Annotated in this window: 9 protein-coding genes and 1 pseudogene; 3 read left to right on the plus strand and 7 right to left on the minus strand. The window is 39.1% G+C overall.

Features of this window, described 5'->3' with window-relative positions; all coding sequences use genetic code 11:
• Nucleotides 1–61 precede the first annotated feature (61 nt).
• Nucleotides 62–2,773, plus strand: a complete 2,712-nt coding sequence (locus BMW42_RS12870) for a DUF2339 domain-containing protein (protein WP_171260731.1) — start codon at nt 62–64, stop codon at nt 2,771–2,773.
• Nucleotides 2,774–2,802: 29 nt separating this feature from the next.
• Here BMW42_RS12870 and BMW42_RS12875 read toward each other — a convergent pair whose 3' ends face one another.
• Both BMW42_RS12875 and BMW42_RS12880 read right to left on the minus strand, forming a co-directional pair.
• The gene (locus tag BMW42_RS12875; RefSeq protein WP_035268545.1) at nt 2,803–3,720 is read right to left on the minus strand and encodes a mechanosensitive ion channel family protein; all 918 of its coding nucleotides are present in this window, start codon (nt 3,718–3,720) and stop codon (nt 2,803–2,805) included.
• A 9-nt stretch (nt 3,721–3,729) separates the two neighbouring features.
• Nucleotides 3,730–4,548, minus strand: a complete 819-nt coding sequence (locus BMW42_RS12880; RefSeq protein ID WP_092768367.1) for a hypothetical protein — start codon at nt 4,546–4,548, stop codon at nt 3,730–3,732.
• 99 nt (nt 4,549–4,647) lie between these two features.
• Between BMW42_RS12880 and gspE the strand changes: the two genes are divergently transcribed.
• Together gspE and BMW42_RS12890 are read left to right on the plus strand one after the other, a co-directional pair.
• Entirely contained in the window at nt 4,648–6,135 is a 1,488-nt protein-coding gene (gspE, locus tag BMW42_RS12885) for a type II secretion system ATPase GspE (RefSeq protein WP_035268540.1), read from the plus strand.
• A gap of 616 nt (nt 6,136–6,751) precedes the next feature.
• Nucleotides 6,752–8,449 (plus strand): annotated as a pseudogene (locus tag BMW42_RS12890) (DUF4394 domain-containing protein).
• Between the two features lie 317 nt (nt 8,450–8,766).
• Here the strand turns inward: BMW42_RS12890 and BMW42_RS12895 are convergent.
• The 5 genes from BMW42_RS12895 to BMW42_RS12915 all read right to left on the minus strand — a co-directional run bounded on the left by BMW42_RS12895 (nt 8,767) and on the right by BMW42_RS12915 (nt 12,846).
• A complete protein-coding gene (locus tag BMW42_RS12895; RefSeq protein ID WP_035268535.1) occupies nt 8,767–9,192 on the minus strand; it encodes an organic hydroperoxide resistance protein in 426 nt (141 codons plus the stop codon).
• 108 nt (nt 9,193–9,300) lie between these two features.
• Nucleotides 9,301–10,128 (minus strand): carbon-nitrogen hydrolase family protein, encoded by an 828-nt coding sequence (locus BMW42_RS12900; protein WP_092768369.1) that lies wholly within the window; start codon nt 10,126–10,128, stop codon nt 9,301–9,303.
• Nucleotides 10,129–10,166: 38 nt separating this feature from the next.
• Complete coding sequence (gene gigB, locus BMW42_RS12905) at nt 10,167–10,673, minus strand: anti-anti-sigma factor GigB (RefSeq protein WP_035268529.1); 507 nt, start codon at nt 10,671–10,673, stop codon at nt 10,167–10,169.
• A 112-nt stretch (nt 10,674–10,785) separates the two neighbouring features.
• Complete coding sequence (gigA, locus tag BMW42_RS12910) at nt 10,786–11,754, minus strand: RsbU family protein phosphatase GigA (protein ID WP_092768371.1); 969 nt, start codon at nt 11,752–11,754, stop codon at nt 10,786–10,788.
• A gap of 117 nt (nt 11,755–11,871) precedes the next feature.
• Entirely contained in the window at nt 11,872–12,846 is a 975-nt protein-coding gene (locus BMW42_RS12915) for an MlaA family lipoprotein (RefSeq protein WP_092768373.1), read from the minus strand.
• Nucleotides 12,847–13,397: the final 551 nt, after the last annotated feature.

Consider the following 13,397-nt stretch of genomic DNA (forward strand, 5'->3'; position numbering starts at 1 on the left):
AAACGCAAAATGCCAATTCTTGCTGAGGTATCATCAATCTAGCTAAAAAGGAATGATGTGTATGCTGAAGCAACATAGTGAAATAAAAATGATTTGGTTGATGCTCCTCATCATAGTAGCGATCAGTACTTGGGTTCTAGCGTTGCCGATCATTACGTTTTTATGTGTTGCTGCATTCCTCATAAGTGTTATGCAATATGCCCATCATATTGAAAAACCGCTTACCAACATTGAGCAACAGACTCATTATTCGAAACAGAATACATCACGATTGCCCTTATATATTTCGTCATTTCTTGCACTAATTGGCAGCTTGTTCGATTGGACATGGTTGGTTGGATTAGGTTTAACATTCTGGATTTATTTTTTTCTAAACTGGTTGCGACAACTTGAGGGTCGATTAATTCAAATCGGTGCTTTGCAGGAAAAGCTAATAAAACTAGATCGAGACGATCAGACGAGTACCCCAAGTATTTTACAAGGTTTAGAGGGAATCCAGATAAATCAGCAGAATGATTTGGGTTTTGGAGCGCAAATCAGACGATGGATCTTTCATGGGAATCCTGTCCTGAAAGTTGCGATTACTGTCCTGGTGATTGGGGTCGTCTTATTATTGAGATATATGGTTGAACATTGGACCTTAAGTCTTTCAATCAAACTTTTGGCTGTTGCTGTCATCGCGATCATATGTGTTGCCTTTGGTTATCATATACAGAAAAAAAACCGCGGCTTTGGTCTTGCTTTACAAGGACTGGGTTTTGCGGGATTGTTATTAAGTATTCTATTTGCTTATCACTATGATCTGTTAAATCTCATTAATACGATTACGCTTTACAGCTTGAGCATGCTGTCGTTGGTCATACTGATTTTAAAACAGCGGTCAGTGGAGCTTTCCCTGATGGGAGTTTTGGTTGCTTATATTGCACCGTTCACATTACCTCATGCAGATTTTTCCTCAGCTCAATTACTGTCTTATTATCTAGCGGTCAATTGTGTTGTAGGTGTAATTTGTACATTACATCCATGGAAAATACTCACTCAAATAGCGTTGCTGCTCATTGTTGTTATCGGTGGTGGTTATGCCTTTTTGAATGGCGGTGTTGCAGAGAGATTCGTTTTATCCTGTCTAGTTATTGCACATGCGAGTGTATTTATTTGGTTGGGTTTCAGATTTAACCAGCTCGCTACACATCAAAATCAAGCTCATTTAGGTCAGCGTATTATTGACTCCGCATTGATTTATGTCAGTCCCTTGGTCGCATACGCATTTTTACATCTCATGTATTTAGATCAAAAATCGGTTCAAATTGCCTTGTGTTTGGGTTTTGCATTGACTCACTTTGCGATTTTTAAAGTTGTGCAGCACGCGAAATTTGATACGGCGATTAAACAAAATTATTTAATGTTAGGTTTTATTTTTCTAAGTTTTATCCCGCCGATCTTGATCCCACAAGTATGGAGTGTGATCGGGTGGATTTTTGAAGGACTTCTTATTTTAATTTGGGGCTTGCATCGTGAGTTTAGGGTAGGGCGAACATTAGGTTATGCGTTGTTAGCAGTTGGATTTTTTTCGTATTTATACTATTTGATCGAGTTAGCATCAATTCCAACTATCATCCCATGGTTACTAGGTCTAAGTTATATCCTTGCGATTGTGGTCTCCAATGTTGTGATGCGTTATCAAAAACAGCTGACACTGTCAGATAAAATTTTCCTGTCTATTTTTTCTTTTTTTGCGAGTCTTTTACTGCTTTATCAAGGTGTGGAAAGTTTTAGTGAACCGATGAGATTAATCTACACACTTGCATTCACAACTGCGATTTATTTTGCTGCTAATTTAGTCTTACAACCGCGCCAAGTAGTCTCATGGTCATGGTTATTACCAAAATGGTTCGGGCTGATTCCTATTGTAGTGTTCGCAGCTATTATGCTGATCGATCAATACACTCAAGGTATCATCGTCTGGCTATCATTTGGTGAGCAAGGCTTGTTTATCTTGGCTTGTTTGGCTCTCAGCTATCTGTGGTTAAAACCAATTTCAAATGCTCAGTATGAAAATGAATGGATCGCCTTTGGTGGACTCGCTTCTTTAGCTTGTGCCAGCGTAGGTGTAGTTTCAATGTCACCTATGATGGGAGTTGTCCTTCTACCGTTGATACTTTATGGCTATAGTTTTTTTAAAACAACAGACTTGAATAAGCTTTGGTTAACAAAGACCAGCCTCATTTTATTGTTGTGCTGGATTGTCAGCTCACAAATTTGGGTGGTAGAAATCTTTTGGAAATATTTTATCCCAATCTTAAACCCTATTGATGTAGTCAGTCTGACTGGTTTGTGGGTGCTTATTCAGGTGCTTCGCAGTCAAATCAGAATGGGGCTAGAGCGAACACTTGGCGCATTCTTGATCTTACTCGCTGTGCTATGGGTAAGTAGTTATGTGCTTCTTAGAGCCTTACATTTTTATTTTGCTACACCTTATAACCAGTGGATCATTTGGCAAGATTCTGCAGTGCAATTGGCGTTGACATTATTGTGGGTGGTCATGGCATTCATTGTGATGAAATATGCCGCTGTCATCCATAATCGAGTGGTATGGATGTTTGGTGCAAGTATTTTGGCGATCGTGACTTTTAAATTGGTATTGTTAGATTTATCCCATATCGGCACTCTAAGTCGAGTTTTATCATTTTTAGGCGCGGGAGGATTGATGCTGATTATTGCGTACATCGCCCCAGCGCCAGAGCAAAATCGAGTAGAAGAGACTAATGCTTGATCCTGAGATCAAGCATTAACCTTAATTCATTATAATTTAGGCTCTCTTTTGATTTCCTTAGCATTGGCGTATTGGTCTATTTCCTCATCTGTTAACGAGGGTTGTGGAGGGCGATCAACAAAACCCATTTTAGGTACAGGAATTTCAATATGGTGATCAACAAAACCGTTTCGAATCCGCTCTTGCATTTCATCACGCACTTTTAAAAAGTTTTCCTGTTGGCACCAAATGGCGAATAACAATTCGATTGAAGATTCACGGAATGCGGTTACCGTTACAGCAGGTTTGGGATCTGCTAACACTAAAGGATAGCTGTTTGCCACTTTTAATAAAACTTCTCGTACTTTAATGATGTCTTCATGAAAGTTGATTGCAAGTGTAATGGGGATGCGCCGTATCGGGAATTTAGAAAGGTTGTGTACGGGAGCACGAATTAATTGCTCATTAGGTAAACGGACATAGACATTATCTTGAGTCAGTAATTTGACAGACAGTAAATCAATGGAGATCACTTCACCTTCGATGGTATGTCCACGAATTAACGTAATTTGAATGGTGTCACCAATTTCAAAAGAACCTTCACCAATCAAGAATAAACCGCTGATCAAGTTCGTCGCAGAGGTTTGAGATGCAAAACCCAGCGCTACGGTCAAAATACCAGCGGCACCTAGAAATACACTTAATTTAAAACCTGCTTCTTTTAAACTCGCCATCACAAAGATGAGGAAAATAAAATAAAAAATACCGCGCCGCCATACCAAACGCTGATGAGCATTAAATTTGGCGCCGATCGTTCTCACAAAAGTATTGGAAACGACTCGAGCAAAAAGGAATCCAATAAAGCAAAGCACAATCGCAATAATAATTTCAGTTAGGCGATCCGTATTGATATTGGTAAATATACTTTTGAGGCTATCAGCAATGGTGCCGGTAAGACTATCTGCCATATGCCCCCCTTAGAAGAATGAATCAAACATGTTAAATAAAGTACTACCTGGGGCACGTGCTGGATTGACATAAATTACATCACCAGCCAATGGTGGGGTGCGATTTTCAATACGAATACGTGCTGGTCGATCCATCCCTTCGTGAATGACTTTAATTTGTGACGTCCATAATCGCTCTGTACTTTCACTATAAAACAAAGGCAGGGCAGGAACAGGTACATTCATTCGATCGAAACGGAGTTGATGTCCACTGACATTGTGAAAGTCAATTGGAGTGACTGCACGAAATGCACGTGGACGAAGTTGTTTGAGTTCTGTTCGACCATCAACTGAAGTGGCGTAACACATTTCACCACTGCGTTGATCAGGTCCGAACCATGTATCTTTAGGCATAATGACCGGTATATCGAATAATGGGGTCTTTTGACTTTCGACATAACCTGAAAGCCACAGAGGGGTACTAATATAAAGCGTGCCACGTTGACCAGCTGGAATGTAAATTGGGTCTACAGGACGGATCACCACAGATCGATCTGCAAGACGTGGTATCAATTGAATTTTAGGGTGAGTTTCCCTGAACATGTAACGTTCAACATGTACTGGACGAGGAAATGAAAAATGGGGGTCATCCATTTCCTGCCACTTTTGTTCGTAGTCGTATTGAATTTGAGGACGGTAGTACTCCATGCGCCATTCTTGTAAGCCACGAGTGAGTCGAAAGAGCAATGAACCAAATTGCCAAGCACGCACTTGATTGAGTTCAAAATGCTGCTCACCCCACCATCTTAAAGTCGAAGGGTTTTGCTCAAGTTTCTGATCTAGTGACAATAGGGAATATCCTTAAATAAATTCATTAAAAAACTGTCTTCACGCTGTCAAATGCTTAGAGTACACTCGAGGTAATTTTAATCATGATTATCATCCCTTATGCAAGTACTTAAACAAATACAAATACCGTATAGTTTTGCAAAAAAGCATGGCGTTTTGTTGCGTTATGAAGGGGATCAAGTTTTTATTGTCCGTCGTCAAGATACTGCTTTGGTTGCTTTGCAAGAAGCACGCCGTTACGTGGGGCGTACAGCCCAATATCAATTGGCGACTGAACAAGATTTTAGTCAGTTACTCAGTTCAAGTTATGCTGGCGAGACAGGCGAGTCTCAGCAAGTGGCTGCTGGTTTAGAAGATCATCCTGACTTGTTAAGTTTAGCCGATCAAGTACCTGAAGCAGAAGATCTGATGGATCAGGAAGACGATGCTCCGATTGTTAGATTGATTAACGCATTATTGTCCGAAGCCATTCGAGTGAGTGCATCAGATATACATATTGAAGCTTTTGAAAAAAAGTTATCGGTTCGTTTACGTGTTGATGGGCAACTTCGAGAAATCGTGCAACCACGTCGTGAACTTGCCCCATTGTTAGTTTCACGTATTAAAGTAATGGCAAAACTTGATATTGCTGAAAAGCGAATTCCTCAGGATGGTCGTATCTCTTTACGACTGGCAGGTCGTGAGGTGGATGTCCGTGTTTCGACTTTACCCTCTTCACATGGTGAGCGCGTAGTAATGCGTCTTTTAGACAAGCAAGCAGGTCGTTTAAATATGACCCATTTGGGTCTGATGAAAGATGATTACGAGCGATTAACCCAATTAGTGCATCGTCCTCACGGTATCATTCTCGTGACCGGACCGACAGGTTCTGGTAAAACGACGACACTTTATGCTGCACTCTCGGATTTAAATGACGGATCTAAGAATATTTTGACCGCGGAAGATCCAATTGAATATCAACTTGAAGGTATTGGACAAACTCAGGTTAACACTAAAGTGGATATGACATTTGCGCGTGCATTGAAAGCGATGCTTCGTCAAGATCCAGATGTGGTAATGGTGGGGGAGATCCGAGATTTAGAAACTGCAGAAATTGCTGTGCAAGCATCCTTGACGGGTCACTTGGTATTGTCGACGTTGCATACCAATACTGCGATTGGTGCAGTGACGCGTTTAAAAGACATGGGAATTGAGCCATTCCTTCTATCGAGTTCTTTAATTGGTGTGATTGCGCAACGATTGGTTCGTACTTTGTGTTCGCATTGTCATAGTTGGCGTGCCGCGGATGATTTTGAAAAAGAAATTTTTAAGAATGTCCATGATGGTACTGCACTCAATCTGCCTCAACCAGAGGGATGTGAACATTGTGCGCATACAGGTTTTAGTGGTCGTACCGCCATTTATGAAATCGTCCCTGTTGATGATGGAATGCGCCGTCTGATTCATGGGAATGCTGCAGAGTTTGAAGTTGAAAACTATGCTCGTCAGCAGTCAGGTTCGATACGTGATGATGGGTTACGAAAGGTGCTTGAAGGTAAGAGTACATTAGAGGAAGTACTTCGAGTAACAAATGAAGCGGCGGAGTGATTCAGAGATTATTTAATAATTCTCGATAAAACGAAGAAGCGCTGATTTGAAATTAAGCTCGAAAGCTGAGGATTCAACAAAAGAGCCCAATTATAATAGTTGGGCATTTCGCATTCGCATAAGGTAATGAATTACATTAATAAATAAAAATAATTTTGAATAAGGTTTATAAGGTCAATTATAGGAATATTTATGAATTATCTTATGTCAAAACGCCATTACTGTAAGACATCTCACTAAAATTATTTTACAAAATTAAAGATTATGTAATATTTAGATTTTGCAATGTGATAATTTAATTTTGCATTTGGTTTCATACATAATGTGAAAAATCTGTGAAGTATTACCAAATAGATCTAACAATACAAAACAATAGCTATAAAACATATATTTACTAAAAAATAATAAAAACATATGGTTAATTAACATGCGACAGACATTGAACTTGAAGATCTACATTTCTATGTATTCTACATGCTTAACTATAGAGAATGATCCTTTCCAAGTCTAAAGATACCTCGACGTGTTTCTCAGCAAAGCTGAGTTGTTTTACATATTGAACCGTGTAATCAGAAGTTCTTCAAAATCAAATATCAGTAATTAAGGAAAATTATACATGGAACTCAAAACACTCATCTGCACCCTCACCGTACTCGGTGGTATCGGATTAGTTGGATGTAATGATTCAAATTCATCTGAGCCTATTCCTCCAACAAATGCTACTGGTAATCTCTTGGTACTGACCAGTGACGGTATGATTAGCTCACTCAATCATGACCAACCTAGTTCGCTGATTTCAAATATTAAAATTTCAGGTTTAGTTTCTGGGGATCAACTGGTTGGAATGGACCATCGTCCAAGTGATGGAAAGTTATATGCAGTAGGTTTGTTGGGTAATATTTACACGTTAAATCCAAGTTCTGGAGTAGCAAAATTCGTTATTAAAATGACAGCTGATCCAGCAGATACGACAGATGGTAATGCAGCTTTTAGTAAAATTACTTCCAATCCTGATGCGCTTAGCGTGAATTTCAACCCTGCTGCGGATCGTCTAAGAATTATTGGTCAAGATGGTCAAAACCTAAGAGTTAATGTTGATACAGGTCTCACCATCACCGATGGAGAAATTAGTCGGGTTGGTGATGCTACAACCGAAGTAAGTGCCGCAGCTTATACCAATGCTTTTGCTGGAACGGCAAGTACAAAATTATACAGTATCGAATCTTCGACAGATCGCATTTATCTGCAAAATGCAAATGCCGGAACATTAGGTATCTCTGCACCCTTAGGTCAGGATGTATCGAATAACGGTGGTTTTGATATAGACCCAATAAATAATATTGGTTTTGCTGCATTAAAAGTCTCGGGTGCATATAAACTATTTCAAGTTAATCTTGCTCAAGTCGGAACGACCAATAACGCTATTTTTGAGACAAGCGACTTGCCTAACGAATATCGTCAAACCTCCATTCGTGGGATTGCGCTTAATCGAGCAGAAGAAACCACTTCAAAAGGAATTGGGTTGACCAATAATAATTCTTTAATTTGATTTGAAATCAATAGTCCAAATGATACGACCGAACAAAAAATTACAGGCGTATTGGTCAATGAGAAATTCGTAGGTATTGATTTTAGATTACGTACTGCTGCTGATAAAACCGATACACTATATGGTTTAACTAATCAAGCAAACTTGTATACCATTAACCCAAATTCTGGTGCTGCAACACTTGTGACTGCACTTAAAGCAGGCACGGGTAGTAACTTTAGTACTCTAGACGGCACACAGTTTGCTGTTGACTTCAATCCAACGGCTGACCGTTTAAGAGTCATCAGTAATTCAGGGCAAAATCTGCGAATCAATGTCGATACGGGTGAAACCATTCAAGATGGCAAAATTAATGGGATCACAAATGCAGTGATTAGCGCTGCGGCATATACCAACAGTTTTAAAACACCTATTTCAGCTTTTAGCACCGAATTATTTAATCTAGATCAGGCCAATCAGTTACTGACGAAGCAAGTTCCACCCAATGATGGAACATTGGTGAGATTAGGTAGTCTTGGCGTGAACTTAAGCTTGAATGATGGTTTCGATATTGCTGGTGGTGATAATGGATTAGCTCTAGCGGCAATAAGCAACAATAATGGTGCTTCTATCCTATACCGTATAGATCTAAATAGCGATACAGCACTTACAACTCCTCGTGCACGTCCAGCTATTTCCGTTAATGGGACGCCTAGTGTTATGAAGTCAATGATCGGCTCAATTACAACGCCCGCCTTAATTGACTTAGCAATACTTTTTAAATAGTTTACTTGCTAGATTAAAAGAGTAATAGTTAAAAAGACATATGTACTTTTGAATTGATATAGTTGAAGACGGAAATTTTGGAGATACTGAACTAGTTAGTGGAGGTATCTCCAAATCACTATTTTTCTTTAAATTAAGCTGCAGGACTGATTACTGCAAGCTGAGGCAAAGAGTCATTATTCCTTTAGATACACATAAATCTACTTGATCCCACCTAACATAAAATTTCTTTTTCTAAGTTGAAATTAACTTATAACCACAAAAAAGCTGAGATGCATATGCATATCAGCGTGATTTTTAGGATAGAAACAACTTGATCAAACAATCACATTCAAGGTCACATCGATATTGCCACGTGTTGCATTTGAATATGGGCAAACGATATGAGCAGCATCTACCAGCTTTTGAGCTTCCTCTTTATCCAAGCCTTCCAGATGAATATTTAAAGTGGCTGCTATTCCAAAACCAGTTGGAATAGGACCAATACTCACTTCGCCTTCAATATAAGCTTCTGGTGTGATTTTCAATTTATCGCGGTTGGCAACAAATTTCATCGCACCTAAGAAACATGCAGAATAACCAGCAGCAAATAATTGCTCTGGATTTGTTCCACCACCGGGACCACCCATTTCTTTTGGTACAGCGAGCTGAACATCTAAAATTTGATCTGATGATGTAGCACGACCATCACGCCCACCAGTAGCTTTTGCATGTGCGGTATAAACAACTTTTTCTAATGACATGATTCCTTCCAGATAGAGTATAGGTGAATATCTATACTCTCTGATTTAAAAGGAATGATAAGCGGTAATTTTGTAAAGCTTGGTATTCAATTTTTATGTGCGAGCAGGTCAAAGCTGAATAAGTTTACGATGCTGAATTAATGGCATCGATTCTCTAATTTTTTTCTGTTCATCGATGTCAAACGGAACTGTAATCATTTGAGCACCTTCTTCAGAGATGATATCTAACAATTGACCACGAGAATTCGCAGCACCAGAGTGACCCCAGGTTTGTCTTTTTTCACCGTGCCACCCTTGTTGAGCTGAGCCTAAAACTTGGCATTGACTATCCATGGCACGAGCTTGTAAAAGTAATTGCCAGTGCATTTGACCTGTCGTGTAAGTAAAAGCAGAAGGTGCTGTTAAAATATTTGCGCCTTGTGCGCGCAGCTTTAAAGCAAGTTCAGGAAAACGAAGGTCATAGCAGACCATTAAACCAATATTGCCAAATGGAGTTTTAGCAATGACGGTGTGATCACCTGGTTCAAAAAACTTAGATTCTTGATATCCACCTACCGCATCACCGACTTGAACATCGAATAAATGAATCTTGTCATAACGTGCTTCTGTCTTTTCAGGGCTAATACAAAGACTGGTTGTTCTGACACGACCATCTGGCACTATGGTGCCGTCTGGGCGAAAAGGACAGGGGAGTGTCCCAGCAACAATCCACATTTGATATTGATGAGCAAGTTGTTCTAAACGAGATTGTATTTCTTCAAATCGTTCAGCAGTCTCACGCTGTTTGCCTGCCGCAAAACAAACGAAATTCTCCGGGAAAACGATCAAGGAGGCCCCTTGATTCTTACTTTTTGCTAACAATGATTCAATGACTTGAAAGTTATTTTCAATATCATTTTGGGAGTTCATTTGGGTGACAGAAAGTAAGGTTGTCATGAGGTTCTCCTTAAGCGCTCAGTATGCTTAAGAGAATATCAGATGCTGTGATCGATGGTATCTTGTTGTTGTTCTAATTGTTTAACCAAAGGCTCGAACATATTTTGGTTATCAGCATTTAATTTCATTAATGTACGATGAGCATCTAATACAGTTGAAAGCATTGCATTATGTGTGATGTGTTCGTCCAATAAAGCGCGCGTGCACACATTCGGATCTCCGCAATAGTTTAAAATTACGAAAACCTGACCAAGACCCATACTGTTCGCAAGTGTAGTGATATCTGGGTTAGTAGATAACATAACAGCTTGAACTTGATGCACTTGTTTGAGCTTTAATCCTAGTTTTGCGAGGATTCCAAGCACAGTACTGTCTATGAATGTAGTTTGAGTTAAATCAACAATTGCGCCTACGACGTTTTGTTGTTGTTCAATCCGAGATAATAATTTATCAAGGCTTATACAAGATTGAGCGCGCACTTCTCCAATGAGTTTGAAAATGTGCGTACCATCCAAGCTTGCATATTCAACATGACCTGTTGACATATAAATGCCATTTGCAGAAAGGATGCTAAAATTATCACATAGCGCAAGTCGATACTCAAGTAGTCTTCAGTCGTAGATCGATTTATAAACAGCTACACTATTGATTATTAACTTAATTTAGACGTTGGAAGCTGAGTATTGCAATATCATCTGCAACATGTTCAGGAACTTCGAATGATTGATTTTGCAAGTGATAGACCAATTGTGTAAATTGTTCATTCAATCCACCATCAAAAGGTTCAAGTGCACCATCTGAGCAAATAATAAAACGAGCTCCACGATTCAACGTACATTCAAACTCTTCAATTTCGAGATCTTCAGTAAGACCTAAGGGAAAGCTGCTGGTATTGAGGATGCGAGCATCCTGATTAGGTTCAAAGATAATTGCTGGAGGGTAATGCCCTGCGCTTGACCACTTAAGTTGGTGGGTCTCTAGATTCAATGTGCCTGCAATCATTGTGATATGCTTTTCGATGTTCTCTTGTAAAAGCATGCCATTAAGTTTTTTGAGGAGTTCTCGTGGGGTTTTCGATCTACCGTGAAATGCAGCCATCCAAGAGGTAAGAAGTGAGCTTGTTACACCGTGTCCAGAAACATCAGCGAGATAAAATAAGATTTCACGATCACTGAGTTTCCAATAATCATACCAATCACCAGATAAGTAAGCTGACGGTTGAAATAAAGTCTCGACTTTATAATTAAGCAGGTCGATTGGGTTGGGTAATAGTTTTTTTTGTAATTCAGCTGCAGAGGGCAGGTCACGGCTGTCCTGATTGCGTTTGTATTTTGCTTCAATTTTAGCAATCGATTTTGCGAGGTCTTTTGGAAGATGGTCCCAAATCCAGCCAGCGAGTGCACCAAGTTCCCATGCTTGCGAGAGTTGAAGTCCCTCATCTGCATGACCTATCACGATCGTAGGGAGAGTCCATTTATATTGCAGAAAATCATTAACATCACTAATGGCAATGATGGTTGAATCGTAAAGATGAAGATCATCTATATGAATCATTTGTAAACTCGGCAGAGCCTCTAGAACGCTATCTAGAAGATGGATGTCACGAGTGGGTTGAATGAAATACATAGATGAAAGAATCAATCCTAAATGCTTTATTTATAAAACTATCTTAGACGAACTTATATCGAACGCCAAGTTAAAGTCTAAAAACAGAAGATTTAGACTTTAACTTGCATATGGTTTCTATTCGGATTCCATAGACTCATCCATGAAGGATTCATCATCTGAAAAATCATCTTCAATAAATAGTCCAGAACCCGTTTCTAGACCGCGTTTTTCAGCAATAACATAGTTTTTTCGTTGTAAGTAGGCATCACGCATTGCTGCATACTTGTCACCTTGCAAGACTTGTTCAATCTCTAAAAGTTGAGCACGTGTATCTAATGCGCTAAGTGCCCAGTCACTATAATAGATGCGATCATGACCATCGAGTAAATATTTTTGAGGGCGTGCCTGACTATCTACTACGCGACCAACAGTATCACGGAAGGTGCTTGGTCCCATAAAAGGAAGAACGAGGTAAGGACCAGAAGGGACACCGTAATAGCCTAGAGTAGTTCCAAAATCCTCATCTTCCATTGGCAGAGATAAGCGACGTGCAGGATCAGCGAAACCAAGCGTTGTAATTGTATTTAATGTAAAACGACCAAACGTTTGTGCGGCACGTTTAAAGCGACCTTGAGCAACCTGATTTACAGCATTCCATGGCTCACCCAAATTGTTTCGGAAGCCACGTAATGAATCTCTAACTTGTTCTGGAACTTTATCAGCGTACTGCACGGCTATAGGGCGCAAGACATTTTGATCGACAACATCATTAAATGCGTAGATTTGTCTGTTTAAAGGTTGAAGTGGATCTTTTTCATTTTCAGGTAATGCTGCTGTTGCATTGACTTTGAAATTATCAATTTTTAAATTTTTTAAATCTTTGATAGATCCATTGGTGTTAACTGAATTTTCTAAAGCTGGTTGTGAAGCCTTAGCAATATCGTTGTTTAAAGGCTGGTTATTATCATTTGAGGTAGACAACTTATCAGATGTTGATAATGCAGTATCGTCAGCAATTTTATTGCCTGCAATCTCAGGTTGTTTGGCGTAAGCGGGTGCTGCTAAACCAATACTTAACATACTGACCCAAATAAGTTGAGAGTACTGCATAAAAACATCCTAGAATAAAAGCTGAATATTAGTCTTATTAAATAAATAGTAAGTACGAACAGAATAACGCCATTATAGCGAGAGTTGAAAGCAGTTTACTAAAGTATATTTGCACAAAAAATGTGAATTAACCGTGAAAAAAGAGTGATTTTGTAGAAAATATAATCACTTGTTAAGAAAATATAATTAAATTTTAAAAAAGAGGTTGCATTGGATATGAAATGCTGTAGAATGCACATCCATCGGCGGTGATGTTGATTAAAACTTGTTGAAAAACAAGGATTTAGCTGAATAGGTTGGATCTAAGTTTTGAGAATAAGTTAGAAAATAAATTAACATTTCTAGTTGACTTTCTGAAAAGAAAGGGTAATATAGCCGACCTAGCTTGATGCTGACGAAGCATTAAGAAGATCATTAAGAGATTATGAAGAACAACTTGTGTGGATTTTTACTGGTTGATTGATCGATATATATTATCATTGATTGATGGTAGAAATTTCTCGAAGTTTATTTGAGCAAATTTTTTGTCAGTAATTGATGAGCCAAGATTG

It is taken from the genome of Acinetobacter sp. DSM 11652, assembly GCF_900109815.1.
GTDB lineage: Bacteria > Pseudomonadota > Gammaproteobacteria > Pseudomonadales > Moraxellaceae > Acinetobacter.